Here is a 22,888-nt window from a genome sequence, read left to right on the forward strand (position 1 = left end):
TGCCGTCTCTCCCTCCCGTACCCGAGGAGACGCCATGAGTGCGACCATGCGAGCCGCGCGGATGCACAAGGTCGGCGAGCCGATGAGGATCGAGGAACTGCCCGTTCCCGAGCCCGGCCCCGGCGATGTCCGCGTGGCCGTGCACGCCGTCAACATCGTTCCGAACCTCGCCAACATCCTCAACATGTGGACCACTTGGTTCCCGGACAGCCCCCTGCCGACCCTGCCGGCGATCTTCGGGCTCGATCCCGCGGGGGTGGTGGAGTCCGTCGGTGCGGGCGTCCAGGCGTTCAAGCCGGGCGACCGGGTGTACGTCAACCCGGGCCGCTCCTGCGGGTCCTGCCGCTCCTGCCGCAGCGGCGACTCCATCAACTGCGCCAGCTACGCCTTCGCCGGGTACTTCGGCTTCTCCGCCACCGCCGTAGACCTCCTCGACCGCTACCAGGGCGGTCTCGCCGAGTACACGGTGGCCCCGGCATACAGCCTGGTGAAGCTGCCGGACGCGCTCTCCTTCGAGGCCGCCGCCCGCTTCGGTTACCTCGGCACCATGTACTCGGCACTGCGCAAGGCCGAGGCGGGTCCGGGCAAGACGATCCTGATCAACGGCATCAGCGGCACCCTGGGCATCGCGGCCGCGCTCCTCGCCCCCGCCATGGGACTCACCCATGTGTACGGCACCGGCCGCGACAAGGCCCTGCTCGACCAGGTCGGCAAGCTGGCCGGCGGCCGACTGCGCCTGCACTCCCTGGATGACGGCCCGCTCGACGACTGGGTCCGCGAGGAGACCGGCGGCTACGGCGTCGACATCTACGTCGACGCCCTCGGCCCCGGGGCACCGCACGAGACGTTCCGGGCGGGCATGCGGGCGATGGCCCGCGGCGGAATCGCCGTCAACATCGGTGCCGTCGCCGGTGATCTGCCGATCGACATCCACCGGATGATGGACCAGCAGCTGCGGCTGATCGGCTCGGCGTGGTTCACGTCCGCCGAGGGCCAGACCATGGCCGACATGGTGGGGGCCGGACTGCTGGACCTGAGCCCGCTGGAGCACACCGTGTACCCCCTGGAGCAGGTCAACGAGGCCATCAGCGGAATCGCCGTACGCAACGGCGGCTTCAGCAACTTCATCATCAGCCCGACCGCCACCTCGTGAGCCGGGGGCCGTCGGCAATACTCCCCTGGCCGGCGGCCCCCCCGTCCTCTGTTTGGAGCACCCATGCACGCCCAGCACGCCCCGCGTCCGGCCGACCCACTCGACCTCCTCGAACTCGACAGCCTGCTGACCCCGGACGAACGTGCCGTGCGCGACGCCGTCCGCACCTTCTGCGACCGCCGCGTCGAACCCCACATCACCGAGTGGTTCGAGCAGGGCGAGATCGCGGACATCCGCGGCCTCACCAAGGAACTCGGCGAACTCGGCCTGCTCGGAATGCACTTGGAGGGCTACGGCTGCGCGGGCATGAGCGCCGTCGACTACGGCCTGGCCTGTCTGGAACTGGAGGCCACCGACTCCGGACTGCGCTCCCTGGTCTCGGTCCAGGGCTCGCTGGCCATGTTCGCGATCCATGCCTTCGGCTCGGAGGAGCAGAAACAGGAGTGGCTGCCGAGGCTGGCCGCCGGCACCGCCATCGGCTGCTTCGGCCTCACCGAGCCGGACTCCGGCTCCGACCCGGGCAGTATGCGCACCGCCGCCCGCCGGGACGGCGACGACTGGGTCCTCGACGGCCGCAAGATGTGGATCACCAACGGCTCGGTCGCGGACGTGGCCGTCGTCTGGGCCCGCACCGACGACGGCGTCCGCGGCTTCGTCGTCCCCACCGACACCCCCGGCTTCGCGGCCCCCGCCATCAAGCACAAGATGTCGCTGCGGGCTTCGGTGACGAGTGAACTCGTGCTGGACTCCGTGCGGTTGCCGTCGACGGCCGTCCTGCCGGAGGTGCGCGGCCTGCGGGGCCCGCTGTCCTGCCTCAACGAGGCCCGCTACGGCATCGCCTGGGGCGCGATGGGCGCCGCTCGGTCGGCCTTCCGGGCTGCGCTGGCCTACGCCGGTGACCGCGTCCAGTTCGGCCGCCCGATCAGCTCCTTCCAGCTCACGCAGGCCAAACTCACCGACATGTCCCTGGAGTTGGCGAAGGGCACGCTGCTCGCCTTCCACCTGGGCCGTGTCAAGGACGCCCGGGGTCTGCGCCCCGAGCAGGTCAGTTACGGCAAGCTCAACAACACCCGTGCCGCGCTGGAGATCTGCCGCACCGCGCGGACCGTGCTGGGCGCCAACGGCATCTCGCTGGAGTACCCGGTGATGAGGCACGCCAACAACCTGGAGTCGATCCTCACCTACGAGGGCACCGTCGAGATGCACACGCTGATGATCGGCCAGGCGCTGACCGGGCAGGCGGCCTTCCGGTGACCGACATCCTGGACGCGGACGTGGTGGTCGTGGGCCTCGGACCGGTGGGCGCCACCGCCGCCAACCTCGCCCACGACCTGGGGCTTCGCGTCATCGCCGTGGACCGGGCAACACAGATCGAGCCCCGCCCGCGGGCCATCGGCTTCGACCAGGAGGCCATGCGGGTCTTCGCCGGTCTCGGCCTGGCCGACGCGATCGCGCCGCACGTCATGCCCTACCGGCCCTCCGAGTACCGCAACGCCGAAGGGCGGGTCGTCAGACGCATCGGCACCGCACCACCGCCCCACCTGCTCGGCTGGGCGCCCAACTACGTCTTCCTCCAGCCCCGGTTGGAAGGCGCGCTGCGACAACGTCTGGAGCAGTGCACGGACGTCGAGGTGCTTCTCGGCACGGAGGTGACGGGCGTACGGCTGGACGACGGGTGCGCCCGCGTCGAGGCGACCGATCTGTCGGGGAGGCACCGCACCCTGCGGGCCCGGTACGTCCTGGCCTGCGACGGCGGTGCCAGTCCCCTGCGCACCGGGCTGGGCCTGGGCATGCGCGACCTGGAGTTCGACGAACCCTGGCTGGTGGTGGACGTCCTGCTGCGCTCCGGCGCCGGCCAGGACCTTCCCCGGACCAACGTCCAGTACTGCGAGACCGCGCGCCCCAGCACCTTCGTCGTGGGCCCCGGCAACCTCCGCCGCTGGGAGTTCATGATCAACCCGGGCGAGGACCCGGAGGAGGTGTCCCGGGAGGAGTTCGTAAGGGGACTGCTCTCCCGCTGGCTCGACGCGGGGGACTACGACCTGTGGCGCGCGTCCAGTTACCGCTTCCACGCGCTGGTCCTGCGGCAGTGGCGCGCCGGGCGGGTGTTCTTCCTGGGCGACTCCGCCCACATGACCCCGCCGTTCCTCGCGCAGGGCATGTGCCAGGGCATCCGCGACGCCTCCAACCTGCTGTGGAAGCTGGCACTCCGTCTGAGGGGCGTCGCCGAGGAGCCGCTGCTGGACACCTACCAGCGGGAACGGGAGCCGCATGTCCGGCAGGTGACGCTGGCCGCCAAGGAACTGGGCAGGATCATCTGCGAACGCGACGACGCCGCCGCTGCGGCACGCGACGCCGAACTGCTCGCCGAACTGGCGGCCCGGCCCGAGGGAATCGTCCGTCAGTCCCTCATCCCCGGCCTGTCGGACGGCTTCCTCGCTCCCGTGGGTTTCCCGGCCCGGGGCGACCTGCTGCCGCAGCCCACGGTCACGGACGCCCGGGGCCGGGAGGGTCTGCTCGACACGTTCACCGGGAGCACCTTCCGGCTGGTGGTCCGGCACGACGCGGACTCCGCGGCCGTCGAGCGGGCGGTGTCGGCCCATCGCGCGGCGGGCGGCTTTCCGCTGCGGCTGGTCCGCATGACCACGGAGGACACACCGACGCGGACCGATGAGTACCGGGAGTCGGGGCCGGTACTCGACGAGTGGATGCGTCGGCGGTCGTGCGCGGCCGTACTCGCCCGTCCGGACCACTACGTCTTCGGTGGCACCCGTGGTGCGGACTACGTCGCTGGCCTGCTGGGCAGTGCGGACCGGCAGTTGCGCCCCTGGGCCCATCTCCTGTCCGTTCCTCCCGGGCGGGAACGAGGTGTGGCGTGACGGACATCGCGCGGGCCGGCGTCGTCGGCTGCGGACAGATGGGCGCGGGCATCGCCGAGATCTGCGCCAGGGCCGGCCTGGACGTGATCGTCCACGAGCGTGACGCTGACACCGCCCGGGCGGGACTGTCGCGGATCACCGCCTCACTGGACCGCGCTGTACGACGCGGAGGCCTCCCGGACGACGAACGCGACGCCGCCCTGACCAGGCTCCGGGTCACCACCGACCTCCGGGACCTCGCCGACCGGGACGTGGTGGTGGAGGCGGCCACGGAGGACGAGCGGGTCAAGGCCGGCCTCTTCGCCGACCTCGACCGGATCGTGCTGCGCCCCGACGCGATCCTCGCCTCCAACACCTCGTCCCTGCCCGTCATGACGCTGGGCACGGCCACCACCCGGCCGCACCAGGTCATCGGGGTGCACTTCTTCAACCCCGTGCCCGTCCTGGAACTGGTCGAGCTCGTCCCCTCCCTGCTGACCAGTCCCGAAACGCTCTCCAGGGCCGAGCACTTCGCCACCGCGGTCCTGGGCAAGCAGGTCATCCGCTCACAGGACCGCGCCGGCTTCGTGGTGAACGCGCTGCTGGTGCCGTACCTCCTCTCCGCGATCCGCATGCTGGAGTCCGGCCATGCCTCGGCGAAGGACATCGACACCGGCATGGTCCTGGGCTGCGCCCACCCCATGGGTCCACTGAGCCTCGCCGACCTCATCGGCCTGGACACCCTCGCCGCGATCGCCGGTGCGATGTACGAGGAGTACAAGGACCCCCGGCATGCCGCACCGCCCCTGTTGCTGCGCATGGTGGGGGCCGGCCGCCTGGGCCGGAAGTCGGGGCGTGGCTTCCACGAGTACACCGCGCACCGCTGACGGGGCGGGGCGGGGCGTTCTCCGGGACTGGCTCAGGAGAGCCGGACGGGCAGTTTGTCGAAGGCGACCAGTCGGTCGGTGCGGACCTCGATGGGGTCGCCGGCGAGTTCGACCGAGGAGTACCGCTCGGCTACGAGGCCGAGGATCGCGCTGGTCTCGGCCCGCGCCAGCAACTGTCCGGCGCAGGCGTGGGTACCGAGGCCGAAGGTCAGGTTCCGGCTGGCGTCGGGCGGTCGGTTGTAGTCGAACTCGTTGGGGTTCTCGAACACCGCCGGGTCGCGGTTCGCGGCGCCGATCGGGTACTTGATGCACGAACCGGCGGCGATGTGGACGCCCTGGATCTCGATGTCCTCGTTCGGGAAGCGGGTGATGATGAGCTCCACCGGGTTCAGACGTGCCAGTTCGTTGATGAAGGCGTCCCGGATCTCGGGGCGCCGGCCGAACTCCGCCATCAGGTCCGGCCGTTCGGCGAACAGCTTGAATCCGGCGCCGATGAGGTAGGCCGGGTTCGGGCCGCCCGACATGTACAGCAGCACCGTGGTCTCCAGCACCTCACGCCAGGTCAGCTCACCACGCCCGTGAGCGGCGAGGAGTTCGTCGACCAGCCCGTCCCCGGGCTCGTCGGCGGTCTGCTTCTCCCGTACGTACCGCTCGGTCTCGGCGAACATGAAGTTCATGCCGGCCAGCGACCTGGCGTGGATGCCCTCGCCCGGTGCGGTCGCGTTGATGAGCATCGCGTCCCACAGCGCCCAGAACATCCCCTCCACGTCCCCGACGGGCATGTCGAGGATGCGGCACATCGTCAGATGGGTCGGCAGGACGCCGAGGTCGAAGTGGGCGTCCACCACCTCGCCGGGAGTGAGCCGGTCGAGCGCCTCGACCGTGAAGTCATGCGTCAGCTGAGCCCAGGTGCCGATCTTCTTCGGCGTCAGCCAGCGGTTCGTGAGCCGCCGCATCCTGGTGTGTTCGGGTGCGTCCTTCGACAGGACCGTGTTGTCGAACGCGGTCCACGGGTGCGGCGGCGCACCGGGCACGGCGAAGGACGGCGGCTCCGCGATCCGCATGCACGGACGTTTCGCGTGGTGCAGGGTGTCCGCGTGGTTCAGCACCACGTAGGTGTTCTCCGTCGTCCGGTGCACCGGCGCGATCGCCCGCGCCCGCTCGTACGCCGGATACGGGTCGGCCCGGAACTTCTCGTCGTTCCAGGGGAACAGTGCCGAGGCGTCCTCGATGGTCAGGCTCATGGTCATTCCTTCGGGTCTGGTCGGGCCGGGGGCGGTGGTCAGACGGTCACAAGAGTCAGGAGGTCCCGGGCCCAGGCTTCGGCGAGGTCGGTGGCCGGGGTCGTAGAGGCGGCGTCGTGCCTGGCCGTGGTCCCGATCTGCTCCGCACCGAGCTCCAGGAGAGCGGTACGGAGGGTCTCGATGGCGTTGTTGAACGTTTCGTAGACGCTGTCGCCCAGCCCGAACGCCGCGAACCGCACACCGGTCAGGTCCGGGCGTTCCGTGACGAGCGCGTCGTAGAACGGCCCCGCCGTCTCCGGCAGTCCACCCTCCCCGTAGGTGGAGCTCACGAACACGGCGATCTCCATGCCCGCCAGGTCGGACACTTCGACATCGGTCAGTTCCGAGGTGACGGCTTCGAATCCCTGCTCGCCGAAGGCGGCGGCGATGTCGTCGGCGACCATCTCCGCATTGCCCGACTCGGTCCCGAACAGGACGTGTACGACGGTCATGTCACTTCTCCTGGGTTGTCGATGGCCCGGTCGTGGCCAGCGGTGTGGAAGGGAGGACGGCGGAATCCGCCGCCGCGGCGAGGAGTTCGTCCCTGGTGGTGAACTTGGTCCGGCACCTGTCGGGCCGGGCGCGCCGGATCTCCGCGTCGTCGATGCGCCGCCACGCCTCGAAGCCCACCGCAGAGGCGGGCAGTTGGCCGCGCAGCCCGTCAAGGCCCGCACGGGGCCGGTGCTCCCGGCCGCGGAGGAAGGCGAGGATGTCCTTCACCGTGTCCGCCGCGAGCTTCCGGTTCTCCGCGAGATTGCCCAGTCGGCCGGTGGCCGGACCGCCCACGCGGAACACGTTCGGCGCATCGAGGCCGTCGAACCGCGCCGCCTGTGCCGCGGAGGAGTCGAACCCGAGTGCCGTGATGACGGTGTCGGCGTCGAGATGGTCGGCCAGGTGGCTGTCGCCGGCGCGGTGCGTCGTCACGCGGATCCGGCCGTCGTGCCGGCGGATCGAGACCGGGACCCGTTCGAAGCGCACATCCACCGTGGTCCGCGGGGAAACCTCGGGCTCACCGAGCAGAGGTGCGCCGTCCACGGTCACGTGGACACCCACGACCTGGGCGAGTTCCTTCACCATCGAGGTGTCCCACTTCGCCAGATGCGACGGACAGCGCCCCAGGATGTGGATGGTCCGCACAGGGGCCGGTGCCACCGTGCGCAGCGCGTCGTCGTCGACGTCGGACGCGATGAAGTCGAGGTCGGACTTGGCCAGCAGCCGTGCCACGTCCACCGCGACGTTCCCGGTGCCGATGATGACGACCTCGGTGCCGAGGCTGTCGAGACCGTCCCGCCGACGGCGCAGGCGGGAGTCCGGGTCGGAGTTCAGCAGCCGGATCAGGTCGCCCGCTCCGACGACCCGGGCGTCCGGATCCTGGTCGATGCCCAGGTGCCGGTCGGCCCCCAGCCCGGTGGCGAGGACGACGGCGTGGAAGTTCTCGAGAAGCGACTCGAAGCCGACGTCGGTCCCGACGGACACGTTCCCGACGAACTCGACTCCCGGCTGTGCGAAGACCCGCTCGAACTGACGCGACACGGCTTTGGCGCCCTGGTGGTCCGGCGCGATGCCGTACCGGACCAGTCCGAAGGGCGTCGGCAGGGAGTCGAGGACGACGATCTCGATGTCCGGCTGCCCCTTGCGCAGAGCCTGGGCCGTGTAGCACCCGCTGGGGCCGGCGCCGACGACCGCGACCCGGAACGGGACTGCGTCGCCGGTGGCGGCGGTCGGCCGGTTCGGCGCTGTCTCTGCCGGAGTTCTCATGGCTACCTCGGTTGCTGCGGAAGGGGTTCGACCGATGCGATCAACGATAGCTAACTAACGATAGTTAGCGAAGAGGGTGCCGACCTCGTTCCCGCGAGGGACGCGATCGCTCGGTCGAGGTCGGCCGCCGTCAGTGGAAAGCCGTCACAGTTCCTGGCGCCCGATGCGCTGGTAGACCTCGGGACGCCGGCCGCGCAGCACCCGCGCGTGGACCATCCCGGCGAGGAACAGGGCGAAGGTGAAGAACAGGAAGAACGACGTGACGAAGCCGGAGCCGCCGAGCAGGTCCGAGTAGTTCGCCACCGCCAGGTACGCCACCACGCCGACCCCGGCGGCCGACACGAGCGGCGCCACCGCGGTCTTCCACGCGGGCTCGGAGGACGGATTGCGGCGGAAGTAGAAGAACACCGCCACGCTCGCCGCGAACAGGAGCAGCAGGATCGCGAAGGATCCGATGCCGGACGCACGCGCGTACAGGACGTTCGGGTCGCTGCCCAGTGCCACGAACAGGACCACGCCGATCGCCCACAGCCCGCCGATGATGGACGCGGCCAGGTACGGCGACCCGTGTCGGGGATGCACCTTGCCGAGCGCCGTCGGCACCACGCCGTCGGTACCGAGGGAGTACATGTACCGCGCCGTGACGTTGTGGATGGACAGCATCGACGCCAGGATCGAGGTCATCAGCAGCACGGTGACGACGTCCACCACGGTCTTGCCGACCAGTGCGGTCATCGCGTCGGTGAACAGTCCGCCGAGGTTGGCCGTGGCGACCGACTGTGCCTTGTCGGCACCCGTGAAGGCGATGTAGGCCCACGCCGCCAGGGCGTAGAAGACACCGATGCCCGCGACGGACAGGTAGGTGGCCCGGGGGATCGTCCGGTCGGGGTCCTTGACCTCCTCGCGGAAGATGACGGTGGCCTCGAAGCCGAAGAAGTTGCCGACCACGAACAGGAGGGCGAGACCGATGTTGGGGTCGGTGACCCAGGGCAGCCCCAGCGAGGCACCCCCGGTGCCGGACGGGGCCCCGTGCGCGAAGGACGCGACGTCGAAGATCACCACGACGACGACTTCGAGCACCATGACCGCGGTCAGCACCTTCGCCGAGAGGTCGATGCGCCGGTAGGCCAGCGCGGTGGTCACCGCCACGATCGCCAGCGCGTACCAGCCCCACGCGATGTGGGGGCCGCCGAGGTTCTTCTCGACGTAGCTCTGGACGGTGATGGCGAAGAACGGCGGGGCGAAGAACCCGATCATGAAGTAGCCGAACGTCGCCAGGAACGCGCCGCCCAGACCGGCCGAGCGGCCGAGACCCTGCGTCACGAAGGCGTAGAAGCCACCGGGGTTGGGCACGGTGCGGCCCATCAGGGTGAAGCCGACACAGAAGGCCAGGAGTACGACCGTGGCCACGAGGTAGATCGCCGGTCCGGTCTTGCCGCCGTACATCAGCAGCACGGGGATGAAGCCCGCCACCGTCGTCAGCGGCGCGGAGAACGCGAGCACGCTCATGGCGAGCTCTCCGACGCCCATGTTGCCCCGCAGTCGTCGCGGCTGATCCACGACTTCCGCCTTTCGTCTTTCACCACTCACGGTGGGGACCTGCTCGTGTCGTGCCATGAGTTTCTCTTCCTGGTGGGGCCCACCCGAGCTACCGCGGGGCCTTTTGGGGTTGGTGTCGCCTCTCGGCGGATGCCGTCCTGCTCAGGACGCGCTCACCGCGTGGAGCTCGCTGCGCCGGCGTCAGTGCCCGCGCAGACGTTCGGGTGTGGGGGGAGAGGGGGGCGGCGCGCTGCCGGTCCGGTCAGGTGACCAGGTCGGACAGCGGCCGGCCCGTCAGGGCCTGCCGGGCGCGCAGTACGACGGCCTCCTGGAGCGCGTCCATGGCCAGGTCGGACCGCCACGCGACGTGCGGGGTCATGACCAGGTTCGGCACGCCGCGCAGGACGTGATCCGCAGGCAGCGGTTCGGTGGTGAAGGTGTCCAGGCCCGCACCCGCCAGATGGCCGGCGCGCAGCGCCTCCGCCAGCGCGGTCTCGTCGACGAGCCCGCCGCGCGAGACGTTGACGAGGACCGAGCGCGGCCGCATGCGCCGGATGACCTCGGCCGACACCAGGTTCCTGGTCGTGGCCGACAGCGGCAGGTGCAGCGACACCACGTCGGACTGTTCGAGCAGTTCCTTCAGTGGCGCGGCCGGCACCGAGTCGAAGGTCGCGAACGGGTCGTAGGCGCGGACGTTCGTGCCCAGGGCCGCGTACCAGCGGGCGACCTGGCGGCCGATCCGGCCCATGCCCACGACCGCGACGTCCAGTTGCGAGAAGCGTGGCGTGTCCATCCCGACGCTGCCCGCCCACTGGCCTGCCTCGATGGCCGACTGGCCCGCCGGGATGCGCCGCGCCAGCAGCAGCCCCATGGTGAGCGCGTGCGACGCGACCTCCTCGGTCGCCGCCCCCGGCACGATCGCCACCGGCACGCCCTTCGTCCGGGCGGCCGCCACGTCGATGTTGTCGTAGCCGATCCCGTACCGCACCACGGCGATGCACTTCTTCATCGCGGCGAAGTCCTGGGCCTCCACCGGCGCGTACGGGGTCACCATCACGACGGTCGCTTCCGGGATCGCGTCGCGGAAGGCCTGCCGGTCCGGTGCCACCGCGAAGTCCAGTCCGAACTCCTCGGCCAGTGCCCGCTCGCGCTCCAGGCTCGGATATTGCTGCGGTCCGACAAGGAGCAGACCACCCGCGTGCTCTCCGGTGCCGGCCGGGAATTCGGTGATGCTTGCAAGAGACATTTCAACGGCCGCCTAAAACTGTTCGCGGGGAAAGTGAAATGAAACGTAAGGACCGCCGAACCGGCAGTCAACGGGTCCCGCGCGGTGAGGTCGGAATACATCCGAACTGGAAACGGTGTGTTGTCGGAACCGGATCAATCTGGATGCCACGAGACTCTAGCTAACTAACGGACGTTAGCCTATGGTGGGTGTCGAGCGTCACAAGCGGAGGTGTACGACCGTGAACGTGCGACAACTTCAGGCTTTCCTCGCGGTCGCCGAACACCTGCACTTCGGTCGCGCGGCGGAGCAGCTCTTCATGGCCCAGGCGCCCCTGAGCCGCACCATCCAGGCCCTTGAGGGGGAGGTCGGCAGCCGCCTGTTCGAGCGGAACACCCGCTCGGTCTCCCTCACACCCGCAGGCAAGGCCCTCATGGAGCCGGCCCGGGAGGTCCTCGCGGCGGTCGCCGTCGCCGAAGCCGCCGTCAGTGCCGCCGTGTCCGGCGAGTCCGGCACCGTGCGGGTCGAGTTCTGCGGGGTCGCGGCACACCCCCTGGTGGCCGCCCTGTCCCGTGGAATGCGCGCCGATCACCCCGGCATCCGGCTGGATCTGACCTCGCAGGCCGTCTCCAGGCCGACGATCCGCCGCCTGCTGGACAAAGAGGTCGACGTCGGGCTCGGCCGCTTCGACAACCTGCCTCCCGGCCTCGACAGCGAGGTCCTGATCGACGACTCCCTCGTGGTCGCCGTGCCCCGAACCCACCGGCTCGCCGGCGCGCAGGTCGTCTCCTTCCAGGACGTGGCCGCCGAGCCGTTCGTCTCCCTGCCCTACGCCACCGGGTCGGTCACCACCGACCGGCTGTGGCGCCTCGGCTACGCGCACGGGGTGGGCGGCGTCAACAACGTCCAGTTCGCCCCCGACACCTCCTCCTGTCTGGCGCTGGTCGGAGCCGAAGTCGGCTGCCATCTCGCCCTGCACTCCGTGTCCCGTTCGACGGCCAACCCCAACGTCGTCTTCATCCCGCTGGCCCGACGCGAATGCGAACTCGTGCCCGATGTCCACCTGCGTGCGGCGTGGCGGGCGGGGCGTGCGGACCGGCCCGTAGAGGCCGCGCTCGGACACCTGCGCCGTTGTTTGCCCCAGGGGCGCCCGGCCGCTGTCGCCTGAAACGCCCGCGTGGCCGCATCGATCATTGCAGTTAAGGAAACAATCGTCCGTCGCCTTCGCATCAATGATGTCTGGCGATCAACATTTCCCGGACGTAACGTCGCGTTGTCGAAATCGCACGCGACTCCCTTCCGGCAATCTCGCTGAAACAAAGTCGCTTTTCTGTGCGTGAGATCCCGCAAAGGAGCAATGAATGGGCAGCGAAGAAACCGCTCGTGAGATCGATGCACTCGTCGTGGGAACCGGCATGGGCGGCGTCATGGCACTGCGCACCCTCACCGCCGACGCCGGTCTCGACGCGATCGCCATCGACAAGGCGCCGAAGGTCGGCGGCACCTGGTACTGGAACCGCTACCCCGGCGCGCTCTCCGACACCCAGAGCTTCATGTACCAACTGCCCTACGACCGCGAGCTGTTCCAGCGCACCGACTGGCGTACCCGCTACGTCCCCGGCCCCGAGATCCGCCGGTACGTCGAGGACGCCGTCGACTTCTGGGACCTGCGCTCCCGGATCCAGCTGGAGACCACTCTGGTCAGCGCGGCCTTCGACGAGCAGGACGCGCGCTGGCACGTCGTCACCGACAAGGGCGAGTTCCGCGCCCGGTTCCTCGTCACCGCAGCCGGCCTGCTCTCCCGGATCAACGTCCCCGACTTCCCCGGCATCGACCGCTTCGAGGGCCGTGTCGTCCACACCGCCGACTGGCCCGAGGACCTCGACATCACGGGCCTGCGCATCGGCGTCATCGGCAACGGCTCCACCGGCATCCAGTTCATGACCGAGGCCGCCAAGAGCGTGGCCCACCTGACCTCCTTCCAGCGCACCGCGCAGTACACCGTCCCGGCCGGCAACCGCGAGTGGTCCGAGGCCGAGCTGGAGCAGTTCAAGGCCACCTGCGAGGACCGCTGGGAGGAGTTCCGCACCTCCAAGATCGGCTTCGGAGTCGACGAGACCACCCGCAGCATCTGGAGCGTCTCGGCGGAGGAGCGCGAGGCCATCTTCGAGTGGGCCTGGCGCAAGGGCGGCAACTACACCTTCGCCAACGAGACCTTCTGCGACGTCACCAGCGACCGCGCCGCCAACGAGCTCGCCGCCGACTTCATCAAGCGGAAGATCAAGGAGATCGTCAAGGACCCGGAGACGGCCCGCAAGCTCACCCCTACCGAGCTGTTCGCCCGGCGCCCCATCTGCGACTCCGGCTACTTCGAGATCTTCAACCAGCCCCACGTCACCCTGGTCAGCACCCGAGAGAACCCCATCGAGGAGTTCGTGCCCGGCGGCGTCGTCACGCAGGACGGCACCCTCCACGAACTCGACGTCCTGGTGCTGGCCACCGGCTTCGACGCCGTCGAGGGCAGCTACCGGAACATGGACATCCGCGGCACCGGCGGCAGGACCCTCAAGGAACACTGGGCCGACGCCCCCCGCAGCCACATGGGCATGACCGTGGCCGGCTTCCCGAACCTGTTCATGGTCCTCGGACCCAACGGCCCGTTCGTCAACAACCCCTCCGCCATCGGCGTCCAGGCCAAGTGGATCGCCCGGGCCGCCAAGAGCGTCAAGGACACCCCGGGCGCCTCCATCTGGCTGCGCGAGGAGGCCGAGGAGAACTGGCTCCAGGCCTGCCTCGACGCGCTCAAGGGCTCCCTGTTCCTGGAAACCGGGTCGTGGATCTTCGGCAACAACATCCCCGGCAAGCGCAAGGCCCGGACGGCCAACTTCTACGTCGGCGGTCTCGACCGGTTCATCGCGATCTCCGAGGCCGAGGCGGCCCAGGGATACCCCAGCTACGAGGTCCGCGTCCCGTCCGCGGTCTGACCCACACCCCCCCGCAAGCGGTTGGAGAAGCAAGCCATGTCCACGTACCAGACGATCTCGCCGCTCACCGGTGAGGTGCTCGCCGAGTACACGATGATGACCGACACCGAGGTCGCCGAGTCGCTCACCCGTGCCACCGACGCCTACCGCGACTGGGCCCGGACCGGCGTCGAGGAGCGGGTCGCCGTGCTGGCCCGTATCGCCGCACTGCACCGCGAGCGCGGCGCCGAACTCGCCGAGGCCATGGCGACCGAGATGGGCAAACCGCTCGCCCAGGCCGAGGGCGAGGTCAACCTCGCGGCGTCGATCTACGAGTACTACGCCACCGCGGGCGCCCGGCTGCTGGCCGACGAGGTGATCGAGGTCGGCGCCGGGGGACGGGCCCTCGTCCGGACGGCTCCCACGGGCCCCGTGCTCGGGATCATGCCGTGGAACTTCCCGCTCTACCAGGTCGCGCGGTTCGTCGCCCCCAACCTGCTGCTGGGCAACACGGTCCTCCTCAAGCACGCCCGCTCCTGCACCCGCACGGCGCTCCTCATCGATGCCGCGGTCGCCGACGCGAACGCCCCCAAGGGCGTCTACGAGAACCTCATCGTGTCCTCCGCGCAGATCGGCGCCCTCATCGCCGACACCCGACTGCGGGGCGTCTCGCTCACCGGCTCCGAGGAAGCGGGCCGGATCGTGGCCGAACAGGCCGGCCGGCATCTCAAGAAGTGCGTCCTCGAACTCGGCGGCTCGGACCCCTTCATCGTCCTGCCGGACGCCGACCTCGACGTGGCGCTCGACCTGGCCGCGACCGGCCGGTTCAGCAACGCGGGCCAGTCCTGCACCTCCTCCAAGCGCCTGATCGTCCACAGCGATGTCTACGACCGGTTCCTGGAAGGGTTCCTCGACCGCGCGAAGCAGTGGAACACCGGCGATCCGCTGAACCCGGCCACCCGCGTCGGCCCGATGGCGTCCGAGTCCGGCCGGCAGGAGATCGCCGAACAGGTCGAGGACGCCGTGGCCAAGGGCGCGGAACTGCACCTGGGCGGTGCGGTCCCCGAAGGCCCCGGTGCGTTCTACCCGGCCACCGTCATCACCGGGGTCACCCCGGACATGCGCGCCCACAGAGAGGAACTCTTCGGACCCGTCGCCGTCCTGTACCGGGTCGACTCCGTCGAGGAGGCCGTCGAGCTCGCGAACGACTCCCGGTTCGGCCTCGGCTCCGCCGTGTTCACCCGCGACGAGGACCTCGCCGCGGACATCGCCGAGCGCCTGGAGGTCGGCATGGTCGGCCTCAACACCCTCATCCGCAGCCAGCCCGACCTGCCGTTCGGCGGCGTCAAGGCGTCCGGGATCGGCCGCGAGCTCGGCCGCCTCGGCCTGGACGAGTTCGCCAACAAGAAGATGATCCGCCTCTCCTGACGGCTTCCCGTCCCTCGTACTGCGCCCTGCCCGCAACCCTCCCCGGCGGGCAGGGCGCAGCCGTGAACGGCACCCAACGCCCTCGCCCTACGACCCACCCCCGAAGGACATGACGTGAAGCTCGTTACCTACGAATCCCGTACCGGCTGGAAGCCCGGCCTTCTCGACGGCGACCAGGTGTTCGACCTCAACTCCGCGCTCTGGGCCGCCGGCAGCCGTACCTCCCCGGACCTGCCGTCCGTCCGCGCCTTCCTCCAGACACACGGCGGCCAGTTGGACCAGATCGCCGCGGCTGTCGGTCCGATCCTCGACGGCGGAGCCCTCGACCCCGTGGGAAGCCTCGACTCCGTGGTGCTCGGGCCACCGGTCACCGACCCGCTCAAGGTCCTGTGCGTGGGCCTGAACTACGCGGACCACGTCGGCGAGACCGGCCGTGCCCTGCCGGCCCACCCCGATCTGTTCGCCAAGTTCGCCAGCAGCCTGATCGGCCCCTACGACGCCATCGACCGGTCCGACGTCACCGACAACCTCGACTTCGAGGGCGAACTGGCCGTCGTCATCGGCCGGGAGTGCGCCCGCGTGGACGAGAGCGACGCCCTGTCGTACGTGGCCGGTCTGTCCGTCCTCAACGACATCACCGCCCGCGACCTCCAGTACCGCGGCACCCAGTGGCTCGCGGGCAAGGCGGTGGACCGGGCGACACCGCTCGGACCGGCGCTCGTCACCCTGGACGAGATCGGTGACCCCCAGACCCTGGACATCGAGACCTTCGTCAACGGCACCCGCGTCCAAGGCTCCAACACCAAGAACATGATCTTCCCGATCGCCAGGATCATCGCCTACGTCAGCCAGTTCCTCACCCTCAGCCCCGGCGACGTCATCGCCACCGGCACCCCCGAGGGCATCGGAGCCAAGCGGAATCCGCCCCTGTGGCTGCGCCCCGGCGACAAGGTCGAGGTCGTCCTGGAGAAGGTCGGCACCCTGCGCAACGAGATCCACTGACCCGTCCCGCGTCACACGTCTGCGGAGCCGAGCCCTCGGGCCGGCTCCGCAGACGCGTTCCCGGGCTCACACGCGGGACGCGAACAGCTCGGCCAGGTGCTGGGTCGGCACCTGCGCCAGGTCGTCGAGCTGGACGCGGCAGGACATGCCGTCCGCCAGGACAACCGCGTCCGCGTGGGCGCTCACCGCCGGCAGCAGGTGCGTCTCGGCGACGGCGACGCTCACCTCGTAATGCCCCTTCTCCACACCGAAGTTGCCGGCCAGACCGCAGCAGCCCCGCACCTTGGTCACGGTCGCGCCCGCCCTCTCCAACAACCGCTGGTCGGTGTCCCAGCCGATGACCGCGCTGTGGTGGCAGTGTGGCTGTGCGACCACCTCGACCCCGGTCAGGTCGGGCAGCGGCAGATCGAGGCGCTCGACCAGCTCGGCGAAGCTGAGCAGCCCCGACGCCACCAGATCCGTCTCCTCGGCGTCGGACAGCTCGCGCGCGTCGCTGCGCAACGACGCGAGACAGGACGGCTCCAGCGCCATGACAGGGGCCCCGCCGCGGACGTAGGGCGCGAGCGTCCGCACGGTCCGGTCGACGATGGTCCGCGCCCGGTCGAGCTGTCCGGTCGTGATCCAGGTCAGGCCGCAGCAGGCGTCCTCCCGGATGACACGGACCGTGAGGCCGTGCGACTCCAGGAACCGGATCGCCGCCAGACCGGACTGCGGGAAGAAGTGGTCGGTGAAGGAGTCGGCCCAGATCCACACGTCGGGTGAGGTGTCTTCTGCGCGGGCAGCGCGTGTCGCCTTCCTCAGGGTGGGTGAGGCGAACTCCGGTACGGAGCGCCGGTGGTCGATGCCGGCTGCCCGCTTGGCCAGAGCGGCGAACGGTCTGGCGCGCAGGAGCAGGTTGGCCGGTCGCGCCAGCGGCGCCGTGAGCCGGGCCCATTTCGGGAGCTGCCCGAGGAACAGGTGCGACCGCGGCCGGCGCAGCCCGCCGACGTCGTGCCGCTGATGCAGCACCTCACTCTTGTACGTGGCCATGTCGACGCCGCTGGGGCAGTCGCTGGAACACCCCTTGCACGCCAGGCACAGGTCGAGGGCGTCGGCCACGGCCGGTTCCCCGAGACCGCCTCGCAGGAGCCCACCGTCGAGTGCCTCCTGCAACACCCGGGCACGTCCGCGGGTCGAGTCCCGTTCGTCCTTCGTGGCGAGATACGACGGGCACATCACCCCCGCCGTCCTCGGGGCCACGCACTTCCCGACGCCGGTGCAGCGGTGCAGGGCGGCACCGAGGTCCCCGGAGTCGTGCACCAGCCGCAGACCGGAGCGCACCGGCGCCTGGGGCCGTACCGGCCGCAGGTCGTCGGTGATCGCGACCGGTTCGGCGATGATGCCGGGGTTGAGGATGCCGTCGGGGTCGCAGACCGCCTTCACCTCCCGGAACAGGGCGAGGGACGTCTCGTCGTACATCAGCGGCAGCAGCGCACCGCGGACGCGGCCGTCACCGTGCTCTCCCGACAGGGTGCCGCGGTAGTCGCGCAGCCGGGTCGCGCAGGCGGTCATGAAGTCGCGAAAGACTCCCGCCGAGGCCGGGTTGCCGGGCCGGAACGGGAAGTCGATACGGCAGTGGACGCAGCCGTCGCCGAAATGCCCGTACGGAATGCCCTGGAGGCCGTGCGCCCGCAGGAGTTCCTCGAAGTCGCGCAGCCACGCACCGAGGTGCTCCGGCGGAACGGCGGCGTCCTCCCATCCGCCGTACGCCGGCGTCGGCAGCGACCGGCCCGCGAGCCCGGCGCCGTCCTCACGGATGCGCCACAACGCGGCCGCCTCCCGGGGGTCGTCGACCAGCCGGGTGTCCAACGCGCTGCCGGTGGCGACGAGTCGTCGTACGGCATCCGCCGCGTCCTCGCCCGCCACCTCGGCGAACAACCAGCCGTTTCCGCGCGGCAGTTCGGGCACCGCGGAGCCCTTCGCGCGCACCAGGTCCACGATGCGCGAGTCCATGCCCTCGCACGCGACGAGACGGCCGGGCGCCGCGGCGAGCAGCGCCGGTACCGCATCCGCCGCGTCGGCCATCGTCGGGTACCCGAGCACCAGCAACCTGCGCTCGACCCGGTCGTCGACGAGGCGGACGGTCGCCTCCAGGACCGTGGCCAGTGACCCCTCGCTGCCGACCAGGAACCGTTCGACGCGGCGTCGCTCGGGCAGCAGGTGCTCCAGGCCGTAGCCGCTGACCTGGCGGCCGAATCGGCCGAACTCCGTTCGCAGCTGAGCCAGGTTGGCGTCACCGACGGCCGCCAGCCGCTTCGCGGTGTCACCGGTGGCCAGGCCGCCCTGTTCCAGGGCGAGTTCGCCGTTGCCGTACAGCACGCGCAGCGACTCGACGTTGTCCACCGTCCGGCCGTAGCCCAGTGCCCGCGACCCGCAGGCGTTGTTGCCGATCATTCCGCCGATCGTGCAGCGGCTGTGCGAGGACGGGTCCGGTCCGAACCGCAGACCGTGGAGGGCCGCCTCGCGTTGCAGATCCGCGTGCACCACCCCCGGTTCCACGCGCGCCGTGCGCGCGACCGGGTCGATGTCGAGCACCCGGTTGAACCGGCGGGTGTCGACGACGATGCCGCTTCCGACGGCATTGCCGGCGATGCTGGTGCCCGCGCCGCGCATGGTCAACGGAATCCGCAGCTCACGCGCCACCTCATGGGCCGCGATGACGTCGTCCTGGCCGCGCGCTTTCACGACTGCGGACGGCACGACGCGGTACAGGCTCGCGTCCGACGAGTACAGGGCTCGGGTCAGCGGCGAGTCGTCGAACTCGACTCCGGCGGCTTGAAGAGCGGCGGCGAGGTGTGTCTGAGCGGGCATACCTCAGGCTAACTAACGTACGGTAGTTTCGCTACTGCGGTGTTCTTCGCGGCTGACCGAGCAGACTGACTAACGTAAGGTAGTTTCCCGCGTTGTCCACAGGTCAAGGAGGAGTCGGTGACCGAGGATCGGTGGCCCCTCGCCGTCGAGGAGTTCGACAAGCACCTCAGTGAACTCGACTGGAGCAGCCAGAGCGCCTCTCGCCGGGCGATCCTGGAGGCGTTCCTCCGGCTGGCCACCGAGAACGGGTTCAACTCGGTCACCATGCGGATGATCGCCAAGGAGATGTCGATCAAGGCGCCGAGCCTGTACAACCACTTCCCGGACGGCCGCGACGAGATCGTCGCCGAGTCCCTCCGCTGGCACTTCTACAAGTTCGGCATCGCCCTGCTCGACGAGGTGCGCGGCGTCGCCGACCCCAGGGAGGGCTGGCGCCGGATGGTGCGTGTGCATTTGACGCGGCAGATCGAGCTTCCCGAGAGCAACCTGTGGGATCTGCTGGTGGCTACCGACCAGGTCGTCCACTTCCTCGCACCGGCGCTCCGCCAGGAGGTCGACGCCTGGGTCGACCTGTACGAGGCGCTCTACCGGGCCGCGGCGGAGGACATGGGCTTCGGGCCGTCTGTCCAGCAGGTCAAGCTCGTGATGACGGTCCTCGAGGGTGCGAACCGCTGGGCCATGTGGGACGGCAAGCGGCGCTCACTCGCACCGCTGGCGGAGAAGGCGAACAGCGCGACCCTCGCTCTGCTGGAGCTGGCGAAGGGCTGAGAAGGGCTGAGAAGGACCGAAGGGGCGAACGATGGCACCGCAGAGATACCCGGCCAGTCCACTCGTCCGCCGGGAAGGGCGGCCGAAGGGTCACGCCTTCGTGGCGCCGGGGGAGGGGCCGCGTCAGGGAGTCGCCCTCATGGAGTGGGAACTCCGGGGCGAGTCCTGGACGGACGAGCATCCGCACGACGAGTTCAACTACGTCCTGGAGGGCCGCCTGTTCGTCGCGTGCGACGGTGAGACCGTCGAGGCTGTGGCGGGTGACGTCGTGCGGGTACCGGCCGGGAGCGTCGGCCGCTACTGGGCGCCGGAGTACGCCCGCATGGTCGCCGTCTACGGGCCGAATCCCCAGGGGCTGGAAAGCCGCGTGCACGCCTTCACGCGCTGGGAGCCGTCGGCCGGGGAAACCGGCGCGGCGGAGGAAAGCGGCGGCGGATCGGCCTCGTAGAACGCCGCGCCGCACCAGATGCTCGCCCTCTGCCCTCTGCCCTCTGCCCTCTGCTCGGGACTTCGGACGGAGAAGTGCGTCTGCACGGGGGCGTTCGGGCCGGCCGCCCTCGGGCTGCTCGACGGACGCCGGGCGACGAATGCCTGAATGGCCAGGCTGCTGTTCTGCACTGGTGCGGCGCTGATGATCGTTGGTTGCGCCTGATCGCGGCCAGCGGGTCGCCGACCGGGAGCACAGAGGGGTTGGCGAGTCTTTCCGACGAGGGAGGAGTCGGCGCCGTCGCTCGCCGTACGGCGCGGTGGCTGTGCGTGGGTGCCAGGGGACGGCCCGGGCACAGGGGGGGGCGGCATGGCATCGGTGCCGGTCCTGGGGCCGCCGGACCGATGGGTGTGCTCTCCGTGATCCCGGAGGATCGCGAGCCGGATGAGGCACAGCGATCGCTTCTGCGGCTCGGTGGTGGGGGGATCGCCGCGCACCTGGCGGACACACCCGGCGCATCAGCCGCCCACGGTACGGAGGGGCCGCCTCCGGGCGGACGAGCACGGACAGCCTGCGGAACCTCCTGGGAAGTGAGGGCGTCGGCGAGCGTCGCGGGCAGCCTGTTCATCCGGGTTCGGCGCGGACGGGCTCGTGCTCCCTGGTTCGTTGAATCGGTCGGCGATTACCTGCGGCGCTCCTCGCCCGCACCCGTGCGCTGGGGATCTCCCAGATCGCCACGTGGGAGATCCCCACCGACCCCTCCGCCGTAGCCCAGACCCGCAGGAACGCGGTGCTACAGGTCGTGGACTGGGGGCTGGAGGACGCCGCCTTCGTCACCGAGCTGGTTGGCAGCGAACTCGTCACCAACGCCACCCGGCACCGCCGACCTCTGATCCATCTCTGTCTGATCTACGACAGCCTCATCTGCGAGGTCTTCGGCGGCAGTTGCACCGCTGCGCACTTGCGCCGTGCTCGGACCTAGGGCGAGGGCGGCCGTGGCCTGCTCCTCGTCGCCCAGCTGACGCAACACCGGGGCACGCGCCCGAGCACCCAGGGCAAGGCCATCTGGGCAGAAACCTTTGAACTGGTCTTGCCCGGTCGCTCCTGACCCGCCCGGCCACGTCCTCCTGGTAGCGGGCGGGTCACTGTGTCGAGGCGGGCAGGTCTGTGATCATTCACCGGTTGCCTCGGCTTCCCGTTCTACCCGCCGGGCTTCAGAGATCGATGCCGGCTAGCCATTGGCTCGGAGTGCGGGGTGTCACACCGAGGAGTTTCTGGGCGGAGCGCTCGGCCGTGATCGAGTGGTCCGGCTGTGTGCTGACGGCCACGTACATGTCCGCGATGGCGGCTGCGGCCTGTTCGCCCAGCATGGGTGCGAGCGGCGCGAAGAAGGCGTGGGGGTCGGTCGCCGAGTAGGTGACGGTCCGGCCGAGCCGGGTGCTGAACGCGTCGGCCAGCTCCTGTCCGCTGACGGCCGGGTACTGGCCGACGGAGACGACGCCGGTGACGTCCGTGCGTTCGAACAGGACGGTGGCGACGTCGGCGATGTCCAGGTGCGAGGCCCACGAGGCGCGGAAGCCGCTGGGCAGCGAGTAGCGCAGTACGCCCTCCTCGCGCACGCCCGCGATCACGTTCGGCAGCAGCAGGTTCTCCAGGTAGAACCGGGGCTCGATCACCGCGTAGGAGATACCGCTGTCCGCCAGCCCGGTGACGACCACGGAGACGGCGCTCTGAGCCGAGTCGTCCCGACCGCCGTCGCCGTCGGTGCTTGCCAGGCCGCCGCTGGTGGAGAACACCACGCGGGCGGGCCGGGCCTGGCGGACGGCGGCCACGATGTTGCGTGCGAAGGCCAGGCAGTCCTCCTGCGGAGCCACCGGCAGGTGGACGAACACCCCCTCCGCACCGCGGTAGGCCTCGGCCAGATCCGCGGCGGAGGAATAGTCGACAGCCAGCACACGGGCACCGTCCACAACGGCATCCGCGTTGCGGGTCAGTGCGGTCACAGGCTTGCCCGCGGCGATGAGGGCTGCGGCCACAGGGGCACCCTGGGCGCCGGTGGCGCCATGAATCATGTAGGTCATGCAGCCATTAGTGCATGCGATGCATCGGTTACATCAACTGCACTAATGGGCTACGATCAAAAAATGTCCACTGAATCCAGGCTGCCCGAGTGCGGCGTCGCGCGCTTCATCACGCTCCTCGACGGGCCGTGGGCCACCCTCATCGTGCGCGAACTGCTGCGTGGACCCCATCGCTTCACGCAGTTGCGCGAGGCCCTGCCCGGCATCAGCCCGCACACCCTGACCAGTCGGCTGCGCCAGTTCGAGAGGCACGGCATCGTCACGCGCACCGCCTACGCGGAGATCCCGCCGCGGGTCGAGTACCGGCTCACGCCGCTCGGTGAAGGATTGCGCGCCGTCCTCGACACCATGGCTGCCTGGGCCGTGACCGTCCCTGACGGTGAGCCCGCGGCCGCGGGATCCCAGACGAATGAGTCCGATGTCGGGCCGGTGCGCGAGCTTGAAGAGACGGCGCTCAAGAGCGTGTTGTGACGCAGGACCAGACCGCCCTCTTGACCGCGTGAAGATCGACGACGAGACAGGAGGGACCCGGTGGATGGGACGGCCGCCACTGCTGAGCGACTTTGAGCTCGTCGGCCTTGCCGTGGCGCAAGCCCTGCTCCGCAGGTACAGGTCCGTGAACGTGTCCACGCCCTCTCGCCCCCCGGGCTGCTCGGATCGCTGCGG

18 protein-coding genes and 2 pseudogenes are annotated in these 22,888 nt (G+C 70.0%); 13 read left to right on the forward strand and 7 right to left on the reverse strand.

Translation table 11 applies throughout. The features are described 5' to 3' along the window. Positions 1–34 precede the first annotated feature (34 nt). The 4 genes from AC2XR2_RS44220 to AC2XR2_RS44235 all read left to right on the forward strand — a co-directional run bounded on the left by AC2XR2_RS44220 (position 35) and on the right by AC2XR2_RS44235 (position 4,898). Positions 35–1,153, forward strand: coding sequence for an alcohol dehydrogenase catalytic domain-containing protein (locus tag AC2XR2_RS44220; RefSeq protein ID WP_491518362.1), 1,119 nt, complete (start codon positions 35–37; stop codon positions 1,151–1,153). 63 nt (positions 1,154–1,216) lie between these two features. After that, entirely contained in the window at positions 1,217–2,407 is a 1,191-nt protein-coding gene (locus tag AC2XR2_RS44225; protein WP_491518363.1) for an acyl-CoA dehydrogenase family protein, read from the forward strand. Then, a complete protein-coding gene (locus tag AC2XR2_RS44230) occupies positions 2,404–4,032 on the forward strand; it encodes a bifunctional 3-(3-hydroxy-phenyl)propionate/3-hydroxycinnamic acid hydroxylase (RefSeq protein WP_491518364.1) in 1,629 nt (542 codons plus the stop codon). Before AC2XR2_RS44225 ends, AC2XR2_RS44230 begins: the two co-directional genes overlap by 4 nt. Next, positions 4,029–4,898 (forward strand): 3-hydroxybutyryl-CoA dehydrogenase, encoded by an 870-nt coding sequence (locus AC2XR2_RS44235; RefSeq protein WP_491518365.1) that lies wholly within the window; start codon positions 4,029–4,031, stop codon positions 4,896–4,898. The genes AC2XR2_RS44230 and AC2XR2_RS44235 overlap by 4 nt, the downstream gene beginning before the upstream one ends. A gap of 32 nt (positions 4,899–4,930) precedes the next feature. Here the strand turns inward: AC2XR2_RS44235 and AC2XR2_RS44240 are convergent, their stop codons facing one another. The 5 genes from AC2XR2_RS44240 to AC2XR2_RS44260 all read right to left on the reverse strand — a co-directional run bounded on the left by AC2XR2_RS44240 (position 4,931) and on the right by AC2XR2_RS44260 (position 10,724). After that, complete coding sequence (locus tag AC2XR2_RS44240; RefSeq protein WP_491518366.1) at positions 4,931–6,142, reverse strand: cytochrome P450; 1,212 nt, start codon at positions 6,140–6,142, stop codon at positions 4,931–4,933. A 38-nt stretch (positions 6,143–6,180) separates the two neighbouring features. After that, a complete protein-coding gene (locus AC2XR2_RS44245; RefSeq protein WP_491518367.1) occupies positions 6,181–6,633 on the reverse strand; it encodes a flavodoxin domain-containing protein in 453 nt (150 codons plus the stop codon). 1 nt (position 6,634) lies between these two features. Further along, positions 6,635–7,939 carry an FAD-dependent oxidoreductase gene (locus tag AC2XR2_RS44250; RefSeq protein WP_491518368.1) on the reverse strand — a complete coding sequence of 435 codons (1,305 nt, stop codon included), beginning with the start codon at positions 7,937–7,939 and terminating at the stop codon, positions 6,635–6,637. A 144-nt stretch (positions 7,940–8,083) separates the two neighbouring features. Beyond that, a complete protein-coding gene (locus tag AC2XR2_RS44255; RefSeq protein ID WP_491518369.1) occupies positions 8,084–9,499 on the reverse strand; it encodes an APC family permease in 1,416 nt (471 codons plus the stop codon). Between the two features lie 241 nt (positions 9,500–9,740). Beyond that, complete coding sequence (locus AC2XR2_RS44260; RefSeq protein WP_381303635.1) at positions 9,741–10,724, reverse strand: C-terminal binding protein; 984 nt, start codon at positions 10,722–10,724, stop codon at positions 9,741–9,743. Between the two features lie 220 nt (positions 10,725–10,944). On the opposite strand from AC2XR2_RS44260, the gene AC2XR2_RS44265 reads away from it, so the two are divergent. The 4 genes from AC2XR2_RS44265 (at position 10,945) to AC2XR2_RS44280 (ending at position 16,096) form a co-directional block, all read left to right on the forward strand. After that, positions 10,945–11,871, forward strand: a complete 927-nt coding sequence (locus tag AC2XR2_RS44265; RefSeq protein WP_381303637.1) for a LysR family transcriptional regulator — start codon at positions 10,945–10,947, stop codon at positions 11,869–11,871. 193 nt (positions 11,872–12,064) lie between these two features. Next, entirely contained in the window at positions 12,065–13,687 is a 1,623-nt protein-coding gene (locus AC2XR2_RS44270) for a flavin-containing monooxygenase (protein ID WP_381303639.1), read from the forward strand. A gap of 36 nt (positions 13,688–13,723) precedes the next feature. Beyond that, positions 13,724–15,094, forward strand: coding sequence for an NAD-dependent succinate-semialdehyde dehydrogenase (locus tag AC2XR2_RS44275; protein WP_491518370.1), 1,371 nt, complete (start codon positions 13,724–13,726; stop codon positions 15,092–15,094). Positions 15,095–15,208: 114 nt separating this feature from the next. Further along, on the forward strand, positions 15,209–16,096 hold the full coding sequence (locus AC2XR2_RS44280) for a fumarylacetoacetate hydrolase family protein (RefSeq protein ID WP_491518371.1): 888 nt from the start codon (positions 15,209–15,211) through the stop codon (positions 16,094–16,096). Positions 16,097–16,162: 66 nt separating this feature from the next. On the opposite strand, the gene AC2XR2_RS44285 is transcribed toward AC2XR2_RS44280, so the two are convergent. After that, positions 16,163–18,946 (reverse strand): FAD-binding and (Fe-S)-binding domain-containing protein, encoded by a 2,784-nt coding sequence (locus AC2XR2_RS44285; protein WP_491518372.1) that lies wholly within the window; start codon positions 18,944–18,946, stop codon positions 16,163–16,165. Between the two features lie 117 nt (positions 18,947–19,063). Between AC2XR2_RS44285 and AC2XR2_RS44290 the strand changes: the two genes are divergently transcribed. The 3 genes and pseudogenes from AC2XR2_RS44290 to AC2XR2_RS44300 form a co-directional block, all read left to right on the forward strand. Beyond that, positions 19,064–19,714: a TetR/AcrR family transcriptional regulator gene (locus AC2XR2_RS44290; RefSeq protein ID WP_381303647.1), complete on the forward strand. Its 651-nt coding sequence runs from the start codon at positions 19,064–19,066 to the stop codon at positions 19,712–19,714. A 31-nt stretch (positions 19,715–19,745) separates the two neighbouring features. Then, positions 19,746–20,162, forward strand: coding sequence for a cupin domain-containing protein (locus AC2XR2_RS44295; RefSeq protein ID WP_381303649.1), 417 nt, complete (start codon positions 19,746–19,748; stop codon positions 20,160–20,162). Positions 20,163–20,829: 667 nt separating this feature from the next. Continuing rightward, positions 20,830–21,249 (forward strand): annotated as a pseudogene (locus AC2XR2_RS44300) (PAS sensor protein); the annotation flags it as partial. Positions 21,250–21,355: 106 nt separating this feature from the next. On the opposite strand, the gene AC2XR2_RS44305 reads toward AC2XR2_RS44300, so the two are convergent. Then, on the reverse strand, positions 21,356–22,222 hold the full coding sequence (locus tag AC2XR2_RS44305) for an NmrA family NAD(P)-binding protein (protein WP_491518373.1): 867 nt from the start codon (positions 22,220–22,222) through the stop codon (positions 21,356–21,358). 63 nt (positions 22,223–22,285) lie between these two features. Between AC2XR2_RS44305 and AC2XR2_RS44310 the strand changes: the two genes are divergently transcribed. Beyond that, a complete protein-coding gene (locus AC2XR2_RS44310) occupies positions 22,286–22,693 on the forward strand; it encodes a winged helix-turn-helix transcriptional regulator (protein ID WP_491518374.1) in 408 nt (135 codons plus the stop codon). A gap of 28 nt (positions 22,694–22,721) precedes the next feature. Then, a pseudogene (locus AC2XR2_RS44315) lies at positions 22,722–22,823 on the forward strand (IS982 family transposase); the annotation flags it as partial. Between the last annotated feature and the right edge of the window lie 65 nt (positions 22,824–22,888).

It is taken from the genome of Streptomyces sp. LS-MS-L19 (assembly GCF_058382285.1).

Bases quoted from the DNA above. Each gene is read 5' to 3' on its own strand.
- AC2XR2_RS44275 (WP_491518370.1), top strand. From the start codon at position 13,724: ATGTCCACGTACCAGACGATCTCGCCGCTCACCGGTGAGGTGCTCGCC.
- AC2XR2_RS44240 (WP_491518366.1), bottom strand. From the start codon at position 6,142: ATGAGCCTGACCATCGAGGACGCCTCGGCACTGTTCCCCTGGAACGAC.
- AC2XR2_RS44225 (WP_491518363.1), top strand. From the start codon at position 1,217: ATGCACGCCCAGCACGCCCCGCGTCCGGCCGACCCACTCGACCTCCTC.
- AC2XR2_RS44245 (WP_491518367.1), bottom strand. From the start codon at position 6,633: ATGACCGTCGTACACGTCCTGTTCGGGACCGAGTCGGGCAATGCGGAG.
- AC2XR2_RS44310 (WP_491518374.1), top strand. From the start codon at position 22,286: ATGTCCACTGAATCCAGGCTGCCCGAGTGCGGCGTCGCGCGCTTCATC.
- AC2XR2_RS44220 (WP_491518362.1), top strand. From the start codon at position 35: ATGAGTGCGACCATGCGAGCCGCGCGGATGCACAAGGTCGGCGAGCCG.
- AC2XR2_RS44295 (WP_381303649.1), top strand. From the start codon at position 19,746: ATGGCACCGCAGAGATACCCGGCCAGTCCACTCGTCCGCCGGGAAGGG.
- AC2XR2_RS44285 (WP_491518372.1), bottom strand. From the start codon at position 18,946: ATGCCCGCTCAGACACACCTCGCCGCCGCTCTTCAAGCCGCCGGAGTC.
- AC2XR2_RS44260 (WP_381303635.1), bottom strand. From the start codon at position 10,724: ATGTCTCTTGCAAGCATCACCGAATTCCCGGCCGGCACCGGAGAGCAC.
- AC2XR2_RS44250 (WP_491518368.1), bottom strand. From the start codon at position 7,939: ATGAGAACTCCGGCAGAGACAGCGCCGAACCGGCCGACCGCCGCCACC.
- AC2XR2_RS44270 (WP_381303639.1), top strand. From the start codon at position 12,065: ATGGGCAGCGAAGAAACCGCTCGTGAGATCGATGCACTCGTCGTGGGA.
- AC2XR2_RS44305 (WP_491518373.1), bottom strand. From the start codon at position 22,222: ATGACCTACATGATTCATGGCGCCACCGGCGCCCAGGGTGCCCCTGTG.